This window comes from Deltaproteobacteria bacterium (assembly GCA_016875225.1).
GTDB lineage: Bacteria > Myxococcota_A > UBA9160 > SZUA-336 > SZUA-336 > VGRW01.
The window spans coordinates 1-18,781 of sequence record VGRW01000022.1; the positions used below are offsets into that span (position 1 = coordinate 1).

The 18,781-nt window shown below is 71.7% G+C and carries 19 protein-coding genes; 13 read left to right on the plus strand and 6 right to left on the minus strand.

Annotated features, from left to right (window positions below; all coding sequences use genetic code 11):
- The 3 genes from mrdA to FJ108_07655 all read left to right on the plus strand — a co-directional run.
- Window positions 1-1,077 (plus strand): penicillin-binding protein 2 (mrdA, locus tag FJ108_07645; protein ID MBM4335769.1); only part of this gene is annotated, 1,077 nt, incomplete at its 5' end.
- Window positions 1,064-2,173, plus strand: coding sequence for a rod shape-determining protein RodA (gene rodA / locus FJ108_07650; GenBank protein ID MBM4335770.1), 1,110 nt, complete (start codon window positions 1,064-1,066; stop codon window positions 2,171-2,173). The genes mrdA and rodA, both read left to right, overlap by 14 nt.
- Before the next feature lie 16 nt (window positions 2,174-2,189).
- Complete coding sequence (locus tag FJ108_07655; protein MBM4335771.1) at window positions 2,190-2,873, plus strand: HAD family hydrolase; 684 nt, start codon at window positions 2,190-2,192, stop codon at window positions 2,871-2,873.
- Window positions 2,874-2,882: 9 nt separating this feature from the next.
- On the opposite strand, the gene trxA is transcribed toward FJ108_07655, so the two are convergent.
- Together trxA and FJ108_07665 are read right to left on the minus strand one after the other, a co-directional pair.
- The gene (gene trxA, locus FJ108_07660; GenBank protein ID MBM4335772.1) at window positions 2,883-3,206 is read right to left on the minus strand and encodes a thioredoxin; all 324 of its coding nucleotides are present in this window, start codon (window positions 3,204-3,206) and stop codon (window positions 2,883-2,885) included.
- Window positions 3,190-3,564: a hypothetical protein gene (locus FJ108_07665; protein MBM4335773.1), complete on the minus strand. Its 375-nt coding sequence runs from the start codon at window positions 3,562-3,564 to the stop codon at window positions 3,190-3,192. Before FJ108_07665 ends, trxA begins: the two co-directional genes overlap by 17 nt.
- 72 nt (window positions 3,565-3,636) lie before the next feature.
- On the opposite strand from FJ108_07665, the gene FJ108_07670 reads away from it, so the two are divergent.
- The 8 genes from FJ108_07670 to FJ108_07705 are packed head-to-tail and all read left to right on the plus strand — an operon-like array spanning window position 3,637 to window position 11,107.
- A complete protein-coding gene (locus tag FJ108_07670) occupies window positions 3,637-4,173 on the plus strand; it encodes an Appr-1-p processing protein (GenBank protein MBM4335774.1) in 537 nt (178 codons plus the stop codon).
- Entirely contained in the window at window positions 4,170-4,961 is a 792-nt protein-coding gene (locus FJ108_07675) for a hypothetical protein (GenBank protein ID MBM4335775.1), read from the plus strand. The genes FJ108_07670 and FJ108_07675 overlap by 4 nt, the downstream gene beginning before the upstream one ends.
- A gap of 17 nt (window positions 4,962-4,978) precedes the next feature.
- Window positions 4,979-6,229, plus strand: a complete 1,251-nt coding sequence (locus tag FJ108_07680; GenBank protein MBM4335776.1) for a glutamyl-tRNA reductase — start codon at window positions 4,979-4,981, stop codon at window positions 6,227-6,229.
- Entirely contained in the window at window positions 6,226-7,134 is a 909-nt protein-coding gene (gene hemC, locus FJ108_07685; GenBank protein MBM4335777.1) for a hydroxymethylbilane synthase, read from the plus strand. The genes FJ108_07680 and hemC overlap by 4 nt, the downstream gene beginning before the upstream one ends.
- The gene (gene cobA, locus FJ108_07690; protein MBM4335778.1) at window positions 7,131-8,660 is read left to right on the plus strand and encodes a uroporphyrinogen-III C-methyltransferase; all 1,530 of its coding nucleotides are present in this window, start codon (window positions 7,131-7,133) and stop codon (window positions 8,658-8,660) included. Before hemC ends, cobA begins: the two co-directional genes overlap by 4 nt.
- Entirely contained in the window at window positions 8,647-9,621 is a 975-nt protein-coding gene (gene hemB, locus FJ108_07695; GenBank protein MBM4335779.1) for a porphobilinogen synthase, read from the plus strand. Before cobA ends, hemB begins: the two co-directional genes overlap by 14 nt.
- On the plus strand, window positions 9,614-9,802 hold the full coding sequence (locus FJ108_07700; protein MBM4335780.1) for a DUF4177 domain-containing protein: 189 nt from the start codon (window positions 9,614-9,616) through the stop codon (window positions 9,800-9,802). The genes hemB and FJ108_07700 overlap by 8 nt, the downstream gene beginning before the upstream one ends.
- A 3-nt stretch (window positions 9,803-9,805) precedes the next feature.
- Window positions 9,806-11,107 (plus strand): hypothetical protein, encoded by a 1,302-nt coding sequence (locus tag FJ108_07705; GenBank protein MBM4335781.1) that lies wholly within the window; start codon window positions 9,806-9,808, stop codon window positions 11,105-11,107.
- 6 nt (window positions 11,108-11,113) lie between these two features.
- Here FJ108_07705 and FJ108_07710 read toward each other — a convergent pair whose 3' ends face one another.
- From FJ108_07710 to FJ108_07720, 3 genes are all read right to left on the minus strand, one after another.
- Window positions 11,114-12,724: an LLM class flavin-dependent oxidoreductase gene (locus tag FJ108_07710; GenBank protein ID MBM4335782.1), complete on the minus strand. Its 1,611-nt coding sequence runs from the start codon at window positions 12,722-12,724 to the stop codon at window positions 11,114-11,116.
- Window positions 12,073-13,632, minus strand: a complete 1,560-nt coding sequence (locus FJ108_07715; GenBank protein MBM4335783.1) for an AarF/ABC1/UbiB kinase family protein — start codon at window positions 13,630-13,632, stop codon at window positions 12,073-12,075. Before FJ108_07715 ends, FJ108_07710 begins: the two co-directional genes overlap by 652 nt.
- Window positions 13,633-14,791: 1,159 nt before the next feature.
- Complete coding sequence (locus FJ108_07720) at window positions 14,792-15,190, minus strand: hypothetical protein (GenBank protein MBM4335784.1); 399 nt, start codon at window positions 15,188-15,190, stop codon at window positions 14,792-14,794.
- 66 nt (window positions 15,191-15,256) lie between these two features.
- On the opposite strand from FJ108_07720, the gene FJ108_07725 reads away from it, so the two are divergent.
- Window positions 15,257-15,688, plus strand: a complete 432-nt coding sequence (locus FJ108_07725; GenBank protein ID MBM4335785.1) for a CBS domain-containing protein — start codon at window positions 15,257-15,259, stop codon at window positions 15,686-15,688.
- 1 nt (window position 15,689) lies between these two features.
- Here FJ108_07725 and FJ108_07730 read toward each other — a convergent pair whose 3' ends face one another.
- On the minus strand, window positions 15,690-17,114 hold the full coding sequence (locus FJ108_07730) for an MATE family efflux transporter (GenBank protein MBM4335786.1): 1,425 nt from the start codon (window positions 17,112-17,114) through the stop codon (window positions 15,690-15,692).
- Between the two features lie 116 nt (window positions 17,115-17,230).
- Between FJ108_07730 and FJ108_07735 the strand changes: the two genes are divergently transcribed.
- A complete protein-coding gene (locus FJ108_07735) occupies window positions 17,231-18,775 on the plus strand; it encodes an aldehyde dehydrogenase family protein (GenBank protein MBM4335787.1) in 1,545 nt (514 codons plus the stop codon).
- Window positions 18,776-18,781 lie beyond the last annotated feature (6 nt).

The following is an 18,781-nucleotide window of genomic DNA, read 5'->3' on the forward strand; positions in this document are numbered from 1 at the left end:
TGGGCCGGCCACACGGGCGCGGTCGTCGCGCTCGATCCGCGCACCGGCGAGGTCCTGGTGCTCGCGAGCCGCCCCGCGTTCGACCCGAACGGCTTTGCGACCGGGATCGATCCAGAGGTCTGGAAGAGCCTGAAGGACGACCCGTACAAGCCGTTCATGAACCGCGCGCTGCAGGGGCAGTACCCGCCCGGCTCCACCTACAAGGTCGTCACCGCGATCGCGGGGCTGGAGGAGAAGCTCGTCGACGAGCACACGCAGGTGCACTGCGGCGGCTCGTTCCGGCTGGGGCGGCGCACCTACCGCTGCTGGAAGAAGGAAGGCCACGGAACCGTCGACCTGAACCGCGCGATCGTGCAGTCCTGCGACGTCTACTTCTACAAGCTCGGGCTCGAGCTCGGCGTGAACCGGCTCGCGTACTACGCGCGCTCGCTCGGGCTGGGCGCGCGCACCGGGATCGAGCTCGGCGGGGAGATGCCGGGGCTCGTGCCGACGAAGGAGTGGCGGCAGCTCCGCGACGGAACTCCCTGGGTCGAGGGCGACACCGTCTCGGTGTCGATCGGTCAGGGCGCGAATCTGTGGACGCCGCTGCAGCTCGCGGCCGCGTACGCCGCGATCGCCAACGGCGGAATCCGCTACCGGCCGCGGCTCGTGCAGCGGATCGAGGAGCCCGACGGCACGCTCGTGAAGAGCTTCGGACCCGAGGTCGCAGGCGAGGTTCCGGTCTCGGCCGAGACGTTCGCTCTGATCCGGAAGGGCCTCGCCGACGTCGTCGGCGGGCCGCACGGAACCGGCGCGGTGATGCGCAACCTGCCCGGCGGGGTGCTCGCGGCCGGCAAGACCGGCACCGCGCAGGTCGTCGCAATGGCCGCCGGTGAGCGCGTCGATTCCAAGGATCTGCAGCGCCAGCACCGCGACCACGCTTGGTTCGTGACCTACGCGCCAGCCGAAGACCCGCGCATCGTCGTGGCCGTGCTCGCCGAGCACGGCGGCCACGGCGGCAGCGCGGCCGCGCCGATCGCGCGCGACGTGGTGGTCCGATTCCTGGAGCAGGAGGCGGGGATGTATGCAGGGAATTGATCGCCGGCTGATCCAGAACTTCGAGTGGCCGCTTTTCACGATGGCGCTTCTCGTGGCGGGAATCGGGATCGTGAACCTGGTCTCGGCCTCGCCCGACCAGACCGCCTCGGGTCTGCCCGGCACCGCTCTGCGTCAGCTCGCCTGGCTCGGAATCGGCGTCGTGCTGATGCTCGCGACGCTGGTGCCGGACTACCGCACGCTGGAGCGCTTCGCGTTTCCGTTCTACGTGCTCGTCGTGGCCCTGCTGGTCGGCGTGTTCTTCGGCGGCCGTGTCGTGAACGGCTCGCGGCGCTGGCTCGATCTGGGGCCGCTGAACCTGCAGCCGTCGGAGCTCGCGAAGCTGGCGATGATCCTGGTCTTCGCGCGCATCCTGGCGCGGCGCAGCAGCGCCTCGCCGGTCGGGCTCCGCGACCTGATCGTGCCGGCCGTCCTGATCGCGATCCCGGCCGCGCTGATCGTGAAGCAGCCCGACCTGGGCACGACGCTGGTCGTCTGCATCGTCTCGGCGAGCTTCCTGGTGCTGACACGCGTGCGCGTGTTCTCGTTCGTGCTCCTCGCCGCGATCGGCGTCGTCGGCGCGACGGTCGGCTGGTTCTACTTCCTGCACGACTACCAGAAGGAGCGGGTCTTCACGTTCCTCGACCCCGAGCGCGACCCGCTTGGCACGGCGTACCACGCCATCCAGAGCCAGATCGCGGTCGGCTCCGGGGGCCTGTTCGGCAAGGGCTTCGGCCTGGGCTCGCAGAGCCAGCTCGACTTCCTGCCCGAGCAGCAGACCGATTTCGTCTTCTCGGTGCTCGGCGAGGAGTGGGGCTTCGTCGGCAGCGCAGTCGTGCTCGCGCTCTACCTGGGCATCCTGATCCGCGGGCTGATGATCGCCCACTCGTCGAAGGACTCGTTCGGCTCCTACCTGGCGGTGGGCATCGTGGCGCTGTTCTTCTGGGCGGGGCTGATCAACGTGGGCATGGTGATCGGCGTGGTTCCGGTCGTCGGAGTGCCGCTGCCGATGCTCTCCTACGGCGGGTCCGCGCTGCTCACCTGCATGATCGCGATCGGGCTGCTGATGAACGTATCGATGCGCCGCTACGTGTTCTGACGGCTAGAATCGAGGCGTGCCGAGAGCCAGGCCCGCGAACATCGGAGCGTTCTTCGACGTCGACAAGACGATCCTCGCCGAGAACTCCGGCACCGCCTATCTGAAGGTCCTGTACGAGCGCGGCGAGATCGACTGGAAGACCGTGGTCGCGGGTCTGGGCTCGTACCTGCGCTACAAGCTGAACCTGCTCGACATCGAGCGCTGGACCGAGCGGAACAGCTCGGCGTTCGCGGGCCGCAGCGAGTCCGCGACCTCGCGCGAGGCCGCGGAGCTGTTTCAGACCGCCCTCCTGCCGTCGATCTACCCCGAGGCCGAGGAGCGCGTGCGCTGGCACCTGGGGCAGGGCCACCTGGTGGCGCTGGTCTCCGGCTCGACGAAGTTCGTGCTCGATCCGCTCGCGGAGCACCTGGGCGTGAAGCACCTGCTCTGCACGCAGCTCGAGGCGAGCGAAGGCGTGTTCACGGGGCGGGTGGTGCGGCCGATCTGCTTCGGCGAGGGGAAGATCTACTGGATCCAGCAGCTGATCGAGCGCGAGCTGCTCGATCTGGCCCGCTGCTGGTTCTACACCGACTCGATCACCGACCTGCCGCTTCTCGATCTGGTCGGACACCCGGTGATCGTGAATCCCGACCCGCTGCTGTACCGAAAGGCGCTGCAGCGCCACTGGCCGGTGCGCTTCTTCCAGCGCCCGTCGCGCTAGAAGCCGCCGCTAGAGCGCAGGGTTGATCAGCGCCTTGATCTTGTCCTTGGGCTGGCGGCCCACGAGCGCGCCGACGACCGCCCCGCCCTTGATCACGAGCAGCGTCGGCATCGCGCGGACCTGCATCTTGGCCGCGGTGCCCGGATTCGCGTCGACGTCGACCTTCACCACGCGCAGCTTCTCGCCATATTCCTCGGCCAGCTCCTTGACCGTGGGCGCTAGCTGCCGGCACGGCGCGCACCACTCGGCCCAGAAGTCCACCAGCACCGGGACGTCGGACTTCAGCACGCTCGCCTCGAACGTGGCGTCGGTGACATCAAGAATCTTCGCCACGTGGATCCTCCTTGGCGGGGCTGGCGACAGCATAGAACCTGCCGCGTTCGTCCGCATCGCGTGGGACGAAGACCAGCACGGGGCGGTTTCCGGCCCGCGCGAGCGCCGCAGCTCGAGCGCGGGTCGCCGCTTCGCTCACTCCGAAGACGAGCACCGCGGCGCCTGGCGGAGTCGGCTCGCCGACCGAGGGTGCGCTCGTCGCCAGCTCAGGCGCCTCGACCAGAACCACTTCGCGCGTCTCGACCAGCCGCTTCGCCTCGTCGAGGTCGACGACCCGAAACGACACCGGCGGCGCCGGGCACGCGCAGAGAGCGGCGCAAGAGATCGCGATCAGCAGCGCGCGGGCACTCGGAGGCATTCGGCCAAGCCTACCGGAGGCCGTCCCTCGGTGCTTGCCGCGCCTGTCCGCGGGCGCGAAGATCCAGCGTCGATGGGCCGGATTCTGCTTTCGGAGGGCGATATTACGGCGCTCGCCGTGGACGCGATCGTGAACGCGGCCAACACCGATCTGCGCCTGGGAACCGGAGTTGCCGGTGCGATTCGCGAGCTCGGTGGCCCGGGGATCCAGGCCGAGTGCGACGCGATCGGCCCGATCGCGCTCGGGGCCGCCGCCCTGACGGGCGCGGGCGCGCTCCCGGCCCGCCACGTGATCCACGCAGCCGCGATGCGCCCCGGCGAGAAGGTGAGCGCGGAGTCGCTTCGAGCCGCGACCCGCGCGAGCCTTGAGCTCGCGCGCGAGAACGGGCTGCACTCGATCGCGTTTCCCGCGCTCGGCACGGGCGTCGGCGGCTTCTCGGTTGCCGCCTGCGCCGAGGTCATGCTCGAGGAGGTGCGCGCGCACCTCGCCGGCGCGACCAGCCTCGAGACCGTGCACTTCGTGCTCTTTGGTGAGCCCGCGTACCGCGTCTTCGAACAGGTCGAAGACGCGGAGCGCGTGCGCGCGACACTTGCGAGGTTCACCCGTTGACGCTTGCCGCCCACGGCTTTGCCACCGCGCTGTATCTGTTCGCAGCTTTCCTGGGCTGGACGCGCAGGGGCGCGGGCAACGGAAAGCGCAGGGTTCCGTACCTGATCGCGCTCGCCGCGCTGATCCACGCCTCGGGGATCTGGGCGCTGCACGTCTCGGAGCCCGTGGTGCCGCTCTCGAGCTTTCCCGCCGCGCTCTCGATGATCGGCTGGCTCACCGCGCTCGCCTGGCTCGGCGTGTTGCGAAACGTGAGGCTGCGCGGCGCGGGGCCCTGGGTCGGGTCGGTCGCCGCCGCGTTCACGCTGATGGCCGAGATCGGGCTGCAGATCGCTGCTCCCGCGCTCGAGGCCGAGGGCGAGTCGGTCGCCTGGTCGCACGCGCACGTCCTGCTCGGCACGTCGGGGTTCGCGCTCCTCGCGCTCTCGAGCATGGCGGGGCTGGGCTACCTGTCGAAGGAGCGCGCGCTGAAGCGGAGGCGCGGCTTCGGGCTCTCGCTGCCCGCGCTCGAGAGCCTCGATCGCGGCGAGCACCTGACGCTCGCGCTCGGCTTCGCGCTGCTGACGCTCGGCGTCGCGACCGGCTTCGCCTGGGACGTGAACCGCGGGAACTACCCGTGGACCCGCCACACCGTCTTCCTGCTCTCCGCGTGGTGCGTGTACCTGCTTCCCGTCGGCGCGCGGATCGTGCGCCAGCAGCAAGGGCCCGCGCCGGCGCGCGGTGTGGTGTGGAGCTTCGCGTTCCTCGCCTTCTCGTACATCGGCATTCGCGTGATCGGGGGAATGGTTTGAATTTGTTCCTGGTCGGGATGAGCTATCGCACCGCGCCGGTCGCCGTGCGCGAGCGCTACGCCGTCCCCGCCGCGCAGATCGTCGAGCGCGACGCGAAGCTGCTGCGCAGCGTGAGCCTCGACGAGGGCGCGATCCTCTCCACCTGCAACCGCACCGAGCTGCTCGGCGCGTCGCGCGCGGGCGAGCCGGCGCTGGAGGGCATGCACCGCTTCCTGCGCGAGGAGCTCGGCGACGGCTCGGCGTCTGCGAGCCACGTCTACGAGCTGCGCGGCGGCGACGTCGTGCGGCACCTGTTCCGCGTCGCGGGCGGGCTCGACTCGATGGTGCTCGGCGAGGCGCAGATCCTCGGCCAGCTGAAGCTTGCCTACCGCGCGGCCGTCGAGGCGCGCAGCACCGGCCCGGTGCTCAATCGCCTGTTCCAGCACGCCTTCCACGCCGCGAAGAGGATCCGCAGCGAGACGGGGCTCGGCGCGGCGACCGTGTCGGTGGCGCGCGTGGGCGTGCAGCTCGTCGGCGAGGTCTTCGAGAGCTTCGCGGGAAAGCGCGTGCTGCTGGTCGGAGCCGGCGAGATGGCGGAGTCGGCGCTCTTTGGCCTGCGCGAGGCCGGCGCGACGGATCCGTGCGTCGTGAACCGAACGCTTGCGGCGGCGGTCGAGCTCGCCGCGCGGCACGGCGGCAGCGCGCGACCGCTCGACGCGCTGGCCGAGGAACTCGAGCGCGCCGACGTCGTGATCACGTCGGTGTCGCTGGATCGGCCGATCATCGGCCGGCCCGAGCTCGAGCGCGCGCTTCCGAACCGGCGCGGCCGGCCGCTGCTGCTGCTCGACCTGGGCATCCCCAGAAACGTCGACCCGGCCGTGCAGGAGCTCGAGAACGTCTACGTCTACGACCTCGACGACCTCGAGACGACCGCGGAGCGCGGGCGCGCGAGCCGCGCCGCAGCCGCCGATCGGGCCGGCGCGATCACCCGGGCCGAGTCGGATCGCTTCCTGCACTGGCTCGAGGTGCTTCCGCACGCGCCGACGATCCGCGAGCTGAACCAGCGACTGGAACGGCTCGCGCTCGACGAGGTCCGCCGCATCATGTCGCGGCCGGGCGCGCCGCCCGAGAGCGTGCAGCCGGAGCTCGAGCGCCTGGCGCACGCGATCGTCGCGAAGCTTCTGCACCGGCCGTTCGAGGAGCTTCGCCGCGAGGCGTCGAACGGCGGCGCGCAGTACTATGCCGGGGCGCTTCGGGAGCTCTTCGGTCTCGAAGAGGAGGACCCGTGACGCAGCTCAAGCTCGGTACGCGTGGGAGCCAGCTCGCGCTCGCGCAGGCGGAGACGATCGCCAAACAGCTGCGTGCGAACGGCCACGAGGTCGAGATCGTGAAGATCGTCACGACCGGCGACCGCATCGAGGGTCCGGTCGCGGCGCACGGCGGCAAGCAGGTCTGGGTGCGCGAGATCGAGACCGCGCTGCTGCAGGGCACGATCGATCTCGCGGTGCACTCGGCCAAGGACCTGCCGATGCAGCTCGCCGATGGGCTCACCGTCGGCGCGTACCCGCAGCGCGAGGACCCGCGCGACGCGTTCGTCGGCGCGCCCGGGCAGCGCTTCACGGCGCTCGCGCCCGGCGCGCGGGTCGGCACGGGCTCGACGCGCCGGATCGCGCTGCTGCGCGCGCTGCGGCCGGAGCTCGAGCCGGTGCCGATCCGCGGCAACGTGCCGACGCGGATCGCGAAGATCGAGACGCTCGGCCTGGCCGGCGTGATCCTCGCCTCGGCGGGCCTGATCCGGCTCGGGCTCGAGGATCACGTGCTCGATCCGCTCGATCCGGAGCGCTACGTGCCCGCCGGCGGCCAGGGAGCGCTGGCGCTCGAGACGCGGATCGACGACGACGACGTGCAGCAGATCGTCGGCGAGCTCGAGGACTCCGACGTCGCCGCGCAGATCCGCGCCGAGCGCGCGTTTCTGTTCGAGCTCGGCGGCGACTGCACCACGCCGATCGCGGCGTATGCGTCGATCCACGGCGTGCGGCTGCGCCTGCGCGCGCTGGTGATGTCGCTCGACGGGCGCGAGCGCGTCGAGGGCACGGCGGAGGGCGAGCTGTCGGCGCCGGAGATGCTCGGCACCACGCTCGGGCGCGAGCTTCTCGCGCGCGGCGCGCGCAGGCTGATCGAGGGACGCGGTTGAGTGGCCGCGTGCTGCTGGTCGGCGCGGGGCCGGGCGATCCCGACCTGCTCACCGTGCGCGCGCTTCGCGAGCTCGAGCGCGCCGAGGTGCTGCTCTACGACGCTCTGATCGATCCCGCGATCCTGTCGCTCGTGCCGGAGAGCTGCGAGCGCATCGACGTGGGCAAGCGCGGCGACGGATCGAAGGGAATTGCGCAGGACCAGATCGCCGATCTTCTGCTCGAGAAGGCGCGCTCGGGCCGGCGCGTCGTTCGGCTCAAGGGCGGCGATCCGTTCGTCTTCGGGCGCGGCGGCGAAGAGGCGACCCGGCTTCGCGAAGCCGGAATCCCGTTCGAGATCGTGCCCGGGATCAGCTCTGCGATCGCGGTGCCCGCCTATGCCGGAATCCCCGTCACGGATCGCCGGCTCTCGTCGTCGCTCGCGATCGTCACCGGCCACCGCGGCGCGGGCGAGCAGGGCGCGAAGATCGACTGGGAGGGGCTCTCGCGCAGCGCGCAGACGCTGGTGATCCTGATGGGCACGGCGTGGGCGGAAGAGATCGTGGCTCGCGTGCTGGCCGGGGGCCGCGACCCGAAGACGCCGGCGGCCGCGATCTCGCGCGGCTCGACGCCGCGACAGCGCGTGGTGGTGGCGAAGCTCGACGAGCTGCCGGCGCAGATCCGCGCGGCCGGAATCGAGGCGCCCGCGGTGATCGTGATCGGCGACGTGGTGGGCTGCCGCGAGCAGATCGCCTGGTTCGAGCGCTTGCCGCTGTTCGGCCGGCGCGTGCTGGTCGCGCGCGCGAGCGGGCAGGGCGCGGACCTCGCGCTCGAGCTGCGCCGTCGCGCTGCCGAGCCCGTGATCGTCCCGCTTCTCGAGCTCGTCCCGGCCGCCGACCCCGCGGCGCTCGCGGAGGCGCTCGCGCGCGCGTCGACGTACGACTGGATCGTCTACACCTCCGCCAACGCGGTTCGCTTCGCGACGCCGCCCGCGCAATCGCTCGGGCGTGCGCGCGTGGCCTGCATCGGCCTTGCGACCGCGCGCGAGGCGCGATCGCGCGGCTTGCGCGTGGATCTCGTTCCGGACGGCGAGAGCACCCCGGAGCGACTCGCCGAGGCGCTCGATGCGGCGGGCGGGCTCGCGGGCCGGAGCGTCCTGCTGCCGCGCGCGGAGCTCGCGCGCGAGGTGCTGCCCCGCGCGCTCGCCTCGCGCGGCGCGCGCGTCGACGCGGTCCACGCCTACCGAAATCGCGCGCCCGTCGACGCGGGCGAGCGGCTCGCCGCGGAGCTCGCGCTCGGGATCGACGCGGTGCTGCTCACCAGCCCCTCGACGGTCGAGCGATTGTTCGCGCTGCTCGCGCCGGCGGAGCGCGCCCGGCTCGCCGCTCGCGCGGCCTTCGCCTGCATCGGCCCGACCACGGCGGAAGCGCTCGCGCGCGCACTCGGCGGCGCACCGGCGCGCGCCTGGACCGCGCAGCTCCAGAACACGACCGCCCTCGTCGATGCACTCGAACGCGGGTTCGCGGAGGACTCCCATGGCCTTTCCTGAGCAGCGGCTTCGCAGGCTGCGCCGGACCCCGGCGCTTCGCGCGCTCGCGCGCGAGACGCGCCTGCACCCCGGCGACCTGATCGACGCGCTCTTCGTGGTCGAGGGCCGCGCGGTTCGCGAGCCGATCTCGTCGATGCCGGGCGTGCTGCGCCTCTCCGTCGACCAGCTCGCCGACGAGGCGAAGCGGATCTGCGACCTGGGCCTGGGCGGCGTGATCCTGTTCGGGATTCCGGCCCACAAGGACGCGCTGGGTACCAGCGGCTACGACCCCGACGGCATCATCGCGCGCGCGATCCGGACCATGAAGAGCGCCTCGCCCGAGCTCGTGGTGATCGCCGACATCTGCATGTGCGAGTACACCGATCACGGTCACTGCGGCGTGGTCCACGACGGCGCCGTGTCGAACGACGAGACGCTTCCGCTGCTCGCGCGCTCCGCGGTCGTCGCGGCGGAGGCGGGCGCGGACGTGGTCGCGCCGAGCGACATGATGGACGGGCGCGTCGCCGCGATCCGGCGCGGGCTCGACGCGGCCGGGCTCTCCGGGACGCCGATCCTCTCCTACGCGGCGAAGTACGCCTCGGCCTTCTACGGGCCGTTCCGCGAGGCCGCCGAATCGGCCCCGAAGAGCGGCGACCGGCGCGGCTACCAGATGGACGCGGGCAACGCGCGCGAGGCGCTGCGCGAGATCGCGGCCGACGTCGAGGAGGGCGCCGACATGGTGATGGTGAAGCCCGCGATGCCCTGCCTGGACGTGGTGCGACAGGCGCGCGAGCACTTCGACCTGCCGATCTTCGCCTATCAGGTGAGCGGCGAGTACAGCATGCTGCAGGCCGCGATCTCGCGCGGCTGGCTCGAGGCGCCGCGCGTCGTCGACGAGAGCCTGCTCGCGATCCGGCGCGCGGGCGCGGACCGGATCGTGACCTACTTCGCGAAGGATTTCGCGGGGCGTTACCGTGGCTAGCGTCGTCTACAAAGTCGTCGAGACCTCGTCGGTCACCGAGGACGAGATCGAGCGGATCCTGAACGAGCGCGTTGCCGAGGGCTGGGTCTTCGACGGAATGCAGTTCGCGATGCGCGAGTCGTCCAAGCGCCCCTCGATGGCGTTCCTGCTCTTCACGCGCGACGCGGACTCGAAGGAGTAGCGCTTGCGCGCGCCCGCCGCGTCCGCGCTCTGCGTCTCGCTCGCGCTCGCCGCGTGTCTGGGCGGGCCCATGCCCGTCTCGGTCGCGCCGCATCTGGACTGGGCGATCGCGGCCGACCGGGCGAGCTCCGGGCGCCCCGGCCTCGGGCTCGGCGCGATCGCGGACCTGCGCCCCGACGCGATGCGAAGCGGCTCGCGGCCCGCGCTCGAGCTCGGCCTTGGCGGAGTCGTGCGCGAGGGGATCGAGCGCACCGGCGACGACGCCTTCGACGCGCCGGTGCTCGACGCCGTGCGCGGCGACCTGCTGGCCACGCTGCTGCGCTCGGGCACGTTCGCGAACGTCGAGTCGGTCGGCTTCGATCCGCGCGACCCGGCCGCCTGGCCGGCGCCATCGGCGCCGGACTTCGTCCTGATCGGCGAGCTCGAGGAGCTCTCGGGATCGCAGTGGCACAGCTTCGTGGTGACACCGTTCCGCGTCGGGTTCGTGCGGGATCGCTGGGGCACGCCGCTCGGCCGCATGGCCCTGCGCTTCGAGCTCTGGTCGCGCGAGGGCCTGGTTCTGCGCGACCGCGTCGCGACGCGAACCGAGAGCTCCCGCGGGGGGCTCGCGGACGCCGCGCTCGAGGCGCTCGCGCTCGGCGGCGAAGCGCTGGCGGCGCGCCTCGACGCGGAGCTCCGCGACGCGAGCCGGACGCCGCGCCTGCTCGATCTGCGGCTTCTCGACGCCTGCGCGCTGGGGGCGGACGGCGCGCGGCGTCTGATCGCGCAGACGACAGAGGTCTTCACGCGCGAGGCCGATGTCGCGCTGGTCGCGCGGCCCGAGAGCTGGACGCCGCCCGCGAGCGCCCGCGACCTCGACGCGCTGCTCGAGGCGGCCTCGCGGGTCGCGGCCCCGCCCGGGGGTGTCGTGCTCGCGCTGGCCCCGGCCGGTTCCCTTCGCGAGCTCTCGATCGGCGCGCGGCGAACCGGGCTTGCGATCCCGCTCGGCACGCATGCGGTCGCGCTCTGTCCGGCGGAGGGCGAGGCGAGCGTGCTCACCGCGGCGCACGAGCTCGCGCATCTCTTCGGCGCGGTGCACGTGCGGGAGTCGGCGTCGATCATGAACGACACCGCGGAGTTCGACGCGCGTTTCTTCGATCCGCTGAACCGACGCATCCTGCGCGAGCTGCGCGAGCGCGACTTCGCGCGGCCGCTCGACGCCGCGACCAGCGCGCGGCTGGCGGCGATCTACCGCGCCGCGGAGCGATTTCCAGAGCGCGTCGATCCGGCCGCGCTCGACAGCGCCCTGCGGGCGCTCGAGGAGTAGCCGGGCCTAGAAACCTTCGGCGAGCTCGGCCAGGCCCTCGAGCGCGGCTTCGACCTCGGCGGGCTCGGCCGCGGGAACCTGCACGCGCGCGATCAGGTGGGTCATGCCGATCACCTCGCGGTAGCGAGCGATCCCCTCGGCGACCTGCGAGGCCTCGCCCACCAGAGCGAAGCTCGAGACCTGGGACTCCGAGGCGCGGCGAAGGCTCGCGGCGCGCGAGGCCGCGAGCGCCGCGGTCTGCGCTGCGAGCGCCTCGCGCACGCGCTCGGCGAGCGCTTCGCTCTTGCAGATGAAGACCGTGCGCATCACGGGCACGGCCAGCGTCTCCGCCCGCGAAGCGTCGTCCAACACGCTGCGGTGTCGCTCGTGGTTTGCGACGAGCGTCTCGAGCGACTCGATCGGCGAGGCCAGGTACGGCAGTCCCAGGCGTCCGGCCTGCTCGACGGCCTTCGGCCCGAACGCCGCGACCCAGAGCGGCGGGTGCGGCTGCTGCACGGGCAGGGGCGCGAGTCGGAACTCCTCGCCACCCGCCGCGTCGCGCGTGATCGGCTCGCCGCTCCAGGCGCGTAGGATCTGCTCGAGCGCGCTGTGGAAGCGATCGCGCTTCTCGTTCGGGGGCACCTCGAACGCGGTGAACAGCTCGGATCGGAAGCCGCGACCGATGCCGAGGATCACGCGACCTTCCGAGAGCCGGTCGAGCACCGCGACGTCCTCCGCGACCTGGAGCGGGTGTCGCACGGGCAGGAGGTAGGAGGTGGTGCCGAGCCTGAGCTTGCGCGTGCGCGCGGCGACCGCGGCGAGCAGCAGGAGTGGCTGGGGCAGCGCGCCGCGGGCGTTGAAGTGACTTTCCGGCAGCCAGAACGAATCGAAGCCCAGTGACTCCGCGCGCTCGCCCTGCGCGGCGAGCGGGCCGGCCGCGCCTTGCGGATCGGTGCGCCAGGGCGTGAGCCCGACGTGGAGTCGGCTCATCGTCCCTCGAAGAGCCGCGGCAGCAGCGCGCGAATCGGGTTGATCCGCACGCCGAGCTGGGCGGCGACGCCGGATAGCAGGCCGAGCACGCGTCCGAGCAGAAAGACGTGCGGGGGAACGCTCGCGAGCGGGTCCTCGCGCAAGAGCTCGCCGATCTCGCTTCCGAGCGCCGCGACGAGCGTCGCGAATCCGTCCGCATCGGCCCGACGCAGCGCCGACGTGATCCGCTCCGCGATCCGCTCGATCGTGCGCGCTGCCGGGTCGCGCGTCTCGAGCCCGAGCGCGTACAGCGCGGCGGCGACCGACGTCGCGTCGCGCGCGAGCAGCGACTGGACCAGCGCGACCACTCCCGGATGAAAGCCCGCGGGAACTTCCTGCACGATCCCGAAGTCGACGAAGCAGAGCTCGAAGCTTCCGGCGCGGCCCGGCAGCACGAGCAGGTTTCCCGGGTGGGGATCGCCGTGGAAGAAACCGTGGCCGAACACCTGCGCCGTGTAGGCGTCGAACAGGACGTCGAGCACGCGCGCGCAGTCGAGCCCCGCGCGCGTCCGGCGCGCGCGGTCGGTCACTCGGATGCCCGGCAGATACTCGGTCACCAACACGCGCGTGCGGGTGAACTCCGGCACGACGTACGGAATCCGCACGCATGCATCGCCCGCGAAATTCCGCGCCATTCGCTCGGCGCTCTCGGCTTCGAGGCGGAAGTCGAGCTCTCGATCTAGGCTCTGCTCGAGCTGGTCGAGAAGGATCGAGAAGCCGAGTGTCCCCTCGATGCTCTGGATCGCGCGCACCGCCAGCCGGAGCGTGCCGAGATCCGCGCGCAGCGCGCTGCGCACGTCGGGGCGCTGGATCTTGATCGCCACCTCGCGGCCATCCAGGAGCGTGGCGCGGTGCACCTGCGCGAGCGACGCGGAGGCGATCGGGCGGCGCCAGATCCTCGCGAAGAGCGTCTCGGGCTCGGTGCCGAGCTCCGCGCACAGAACGCAGCGCACGTCCGCGTACGGGATCGGCCGCGCGCGGTCCTGAAGGCGCGCCAGCCGCTCGATGTACGCGGGCGGCAGGACGTCGGCGCGCGTGGCCAGGAACTGCCCGGCCTTGAGCAGCACACCCCCGAGGTCGGTCGCAGCGTCGTTCAGCGTCGATGCCGAGAAGCGGTCCCACTGGCGGCGCGCGACGCCGACCACGCCGCGCAGGGCGCCGCGGTCGAGCCAGTGCAGGCCCTTGTAGCCGATGTAGATGCCCGCGATGGCTCCTCCCGTGCGTGCCGCGCGGCGCAGGCGTTCACGCGGGCCGAGCTCGATTTCCGTCGCCGCCGTCGTCACCACAGCTTCGGGGGCTCCTCCGGGCAGCTCCAGGATCCCTCGAGGCCGCGCTCCGCGAGTCTTGCCGCGAGCTCCCGATCCTCGGCCGTCGGCTCGCGCTTCGCGGCGACGTCGGGCGCATCCGAGGGCTCGGCCGCGGCGTCGGACTCGCCCGCCTCCGCGCCGACGGCCTCTTCCTCGTCGAGCTCCCCCGGATCCGCACCGGCGAACTCGTAGGGCGGGCTGTACTGACACTGGACCCAGAGGACGCTCGCGAACTCGAGCGCGTAGGAGTCACCATAATTGGAGTAGGCGAAGCGGTCGTCGTCGTCGCGAATCAGGCCGATCGCCGGGCGGGGCACCTCTTGGAGATACTCGGGCACGAGATCCTCGAGTGTCTCGGGGTAGGTGTCCCGCTCGCGCTTGTAGGCTTCGAGGGCGACCAGAAGATCGAGCGCGGTCTGGTCGCGTGCGGCGCGTTGCAGCGCCGCGGCGACCTGGTCGGAGCCGAAGATCGCGGCCAGCAGGAGCGCGCCGGCGGCGAGCCGGAACAGGCCGGTGCGCTGCGCTTCCCGAGCGTCGCGAGGCGCGAGCGCCAGGCACAGGACCGCGAAGATCGCCGCGAAGACCGCCACCGCGATCCAGCCGCGCGGCGCGCTGAAGACGAGCGCGCCCGCCAGCCCGCCGACGGGAAGCGCGAGCAAGGCCCCGAGCGCGAAGCCGCGCGCGCCTCCGATCCGCGCGCGAAGCCAGACCGCCGCGCCGCCCGCCGTGTGCGCCGCGGCCAACGTCGCGCCGACCAGAAGCAGGCCCACCAGCGTCACGATCGGCCACGGGCTCACGTTGAACGGCATGTCGGTGTTGGTGCCGGTGACCTCGGTCGACAGCAGGAAGATTCCCGCGATCGAGCCCGCGACCCCGAGAGCGGCAAGCCACGGAGATCTCCGTGCGAGGCAGCGCAGCAGCGAAGGAGAGTACGCGACCGCGCTGGTCACGGCCGCGAACGCGAGCGCCACCGCGGCGAAGCGCCACTCGAAGAAGCGCCAGACCTGCTCCGCGCGATAGCCGTACCAGACGAAGATGCACATCGCCATCGCCAGGAAGAACGCGTAGGCGCGAGCTGCGGCGTTCTCGCGGAACACAGCGTGCGCGGCGGCGAGGAGGGCGAGCGGCGGCCCGCAGAAGAGCGCGAACGGCGCGAGCGCGTCCGGGAGGCCCGCGCGCGCCATCGCCGTGAGGCCGGCCAGCGGCAGCCAGCGCACCAGCGTTCCCCAAGGCCGCCACCACTCGAGGTCCTCCAGGTACTCGGAGGCGGACGGCCCGGCGCCGAAGCCGAAGTAGTAGACCCCCGCGAGGGCCGTAACGCCCGCGAGGAAGCCGAGCCTGCCCATCACAAACCTCCCGCGGAGCTTCTCTACTTGCTGCGCTTCGTGACCAGCGAGAGCTCCGGCGAGCGCTCGGCGCCGCGTCGCCCGCCCGAGATCGAGACGCGAAGCTCGACGTCGTTCTCTGCGAGCAGCTTGCCCATGACTTGCGCGAGGTCGATCGTGCGCAGCCAGGCGCCGAACTCCCCAGACATGCGCTCGATCATCTCGGAGCGAAGCTCCGTGCTCTGCCGGTTCGCGTAGTCGACCCAGTCCCGCGGAACCGCCTCGGAGAAGGCGCGGCGCACGGCGTCCTCGGTCGCGAAGAAGCTCGAGAAGCCGACCTGGGCCGTGCGCCGGATCGCCTCGTGGAGCAGCGCCTCGAACAGGCCCGCCCTGCGCTGCGCATCGCGCTCCAGCTCGACCTCGTCGTCCCGGTCCCGACCCATGCGTCCCATGATAGCAGCCGCGCGCGGGAGCGTCCGAGATTGTCACCCCTTGGCTCCGCGTGGTAGATGAGGCGCGTGGTTCCCGTCCGCGAGGTCATGAAGAAGAACGTGGTGCGGATCTCCGCGGACGACACGCTGTGGATCGTCAAGGAGATCATGGATCTCGGCAGCGTCCGACACATTCCGGTGGTGGACCGCGGGGCGTTGGTCGGCGTGGTCTCGCAGCGGGACCTGCTGCGCGCGTCGCTCTCGAACATCATCGGGATCTCGGCCGAGGAGCAGAAGATCTTCCTCGAGGGCGTGCGCATCGCCGAGGTCATGTCCACCCCGCCGCGCACGATCGGGCCCGACGAGGGAATCCAGACCGCCGCGCAGCTCATGGCCGAGAACAAGATCGGCTGCCTGCCCGTCGTCGATGGCCGCGAGATCGTCGGCATCCTCACCGAGACGGACGTGCTGCGCTATTTCGCGCTGCTCCCCGCGTCCGGCGCGAGCTGAGCTAGACCTCGAGCGTCTTCCAGCGCCCGCGCCGGAAGCGCCACAGCAGCAGCGCGGCCTTCAGCGTGTAGTCGAGCACGAGCATGCTCCAGACCACCTGCACGCTGGCGCCGAACACGTAGGCCGCGATCGCCGCCGGAAGCAAGCGGCAGCTGAAGAGCCCCGCGAAGATCGCGAAGAGCGGAAAGCGCGTGTCGCCTGCGCCGCGCAGCGCACCGCCGATCGTGTATTCGATCGCCATCAGCGGCTGCACCGCGCCTAGCGTCCAGATGAAGTCGACCGTGAGCTCGATCACCCGCGGGTCGTTGCTGAAGATCCCGGCGAGACGCGGCGCCGCGGCGATCGTCGCCGCGCCGAGCACGCTCATCGACAGGATCGCGCCCCACATCGAGCGCCATGCCGAGCGCTCGGCCAGCCGCGGCTCGCGCTCGCCGAGGTGCTGTCCGACCAGCGTCGCCGCCGCGGTCGCGAAGCCGAGCCCGGGCAGGAACGAGAACGACAGGATCTGCGCGCCGACGTTGTACGCGGCGATCGCCGCCGTCTCGTAGCCGCCGAGCACGCGCATGAACGCGAGCAGCCCGCTCTGGAAGATCACGCCCTCGAACGCGGCCGGATAGCCGATCCGGAAGATCCGCCCCAGCACCTCGCGATCCGGCCACGCGCTCGCGCCCGACGGCTTGAGCGCGAGCCGGCCGGTCTGCCAGAGCCACCAGAACGCCGGCAGCTGCAGCGAGACGGCGATCGTCGACGCGATTCCCGCTCCCGCGACCCCGAGCGCGGGAAATCCGAACTGCCCGTAGATGAGCGCCCAGCACAGCCCGACGTTCAGCAGGTTGGCGAACGCCCCGATCCAGAGCGGCGTGCGCGTGTCGCCGGCTCCGCGAAGCGCGGCGCCGAAGACGATCGCGAGCGTCATCGGCACGTTTCCGACGATGGTCCAGAACAGGTAGACGCCGCCGAGCGCGACCACGTTCTCGTTCACGCCGTAGAGCGAGATCGCAAAATGGGAGAGCGGCAGGAGCGCTGCGGTCGCGGCGCCGCCGATTCCCAGGCCGAGCCAGAGGCCCTGGCGAAGGCTCGCGTCGGCGAGCCGTTCGTCGCGTGCGCCGACCGCGCGCGAGAGCAGCGCGACGATTCCCGTCGGCGCGAGCGTGGCCAGCGACTGCACCAGCCAGAAGAACTGATTGCCGATGCCGACCGCGGCGAGCGCGTCCGCGCCGAGGTCGCCGACCATCGCGAAGTTGACCCAGCGCACCGCGAACTGGGTCATGAACGAGAGGATCGTCGGCCAGGCCAGATCCCAGACGCCGAGCGACGCGGGCGATGCGGCCGGTGGCGAGGAGCCCTCCTCGTACAGGTCGACGAGGTCCGAGGCGAGCTCGGCTCGGGTCTCCGGCTCGCCGGAGGTGTGGCGCGTCCCGCTCACGGCGCGCGGTTTATCTCACAGGCGCTCGCACGCGTCAAAATCCTCGCATTGACACCGATTTTGCGATCTTCTAGCAATCGACGGCCGGCGCTGCGCCGGCGTGGGGAGGTGAAGACATGGCGTTGCTCCAGCCGGTGACTCCGCGCGAGCTTCACGGCCGCCGCAAGCTCGAGGTGTTCGCGCCCGCGACGCTCGAGCGGCTCGGCGAGATCGAGGTCGCGAGCCCCGAGGACGTGAGCGCAGCCGTCGGCCGCGCTCGCGTCGCGCAGGTCGAGTGGGCGGCGCGGAGCTTCGACGAGCGCGAGCGCCTCCTGCTCCGCGCCCGCGCCCTGCTCGTCGAACGCGCCGACGAGATCGCCGACGTGATCTGCAGCGACACCGGCAAGCCGAGGCTCGAGGCGATGACCGCGGAGATCCTCGGCGGCTGCGACGCGCTCACGTTCTACGCGAAGAACGCCAGGCGGCTGCTGCGCGACGAGAAGAAGCGCCTGCACCTGATGAAGACGAAGAAGCTGGTGCTCTCCTACCGGCCGATGGGCGTGATCGGGATCATCACGCCCTGGAACTTCCCGTTCATGCTCTCGCTGAACCCGACCGCGCAGGCGCTCGCGGCCGGCAACGCCGTCGTGCTCAAGCCCTCCGAGATCACGCCCTTCGTGGGCCTGGCGCTGGCGAAGCTCTTCGCCGACTCGGGGCTGCCCGAGAACGTGTTCCAGGTGGTGACCGGCGACGGCTCCACCGGCGCGGCGCTGGTCGACGCGGGCTGCGACAAGATCTCGTTCACGGGCTCAGCGCGCACCGGCCGGCGGATCGCCGAGGCCTGCGGACGCGCGCTCGTGCCGTGCACGCTCGAGCTCGGCGGCAAGGACCCGATGATCGTCTGCGACGACGCCGACATCGAGCGCGCCGCGCGCGGCGCGGTCTGGGGCGCGTTCACGAACTCGGGTCAGGTCTGCATGTCGACCGAGCGCGTGTACGTGGTCGAGAAGGTCGCGAGCGCGTTCACCGGGCGCGTGGTCGAGCTCACGCGCGAGCTGCGCCAGGGGCCCGAGACCGAGGGCGACGTCGATCTCGGCGCGATCACGAGCCCCGCACAGCTCGAGATCATCGAGCAGCACGTCGCCGACGCCGTGGCCAAGGGGGCGAAGATCCTGACCGGCGGCCGGCGCAATCCCGCCTGGCCGGGGCTCTTCTTCGAGCCGACCGTGCTCGTCGACGTGAATCACGAGATGGCGATCATGCGCGAGGAGACCTTCGGCCCGTGTCTTCCGATCCAGGTGGTGAGCGACGAGGAAGAGGCGCTGCGTCTGGCGAACGATTCCTGCTACGGGCTGCAGGCCAGCGTCTGGACGCGCGACACCTGGAAGGGAAAGCGTCTGGCGAATCGGATCGCGGCGGGCGGCGTGGTGGTGGACGACTGCATGGTCACCTACGGGATCTCCGAGAGCCCGTTCGGCGGCGTGAAGGAGAGCGGGATCGGGCGCGTGAACGGAGAGCTCGGCCTGAAGAGCTTCTGCCACGTGCAGTCGGTGGTGCTGCCGCGAATGCGCGGGAAGTCCGAGCCGCTCTGGTACCCGTACAGCACACGGACGCTGCGGCTGGCCAGGCGCGCGCTCGGGCTCCTGTACCGCTCGCCGCTCGGCAAGCTGCTCGGGAGCTGAGACGGC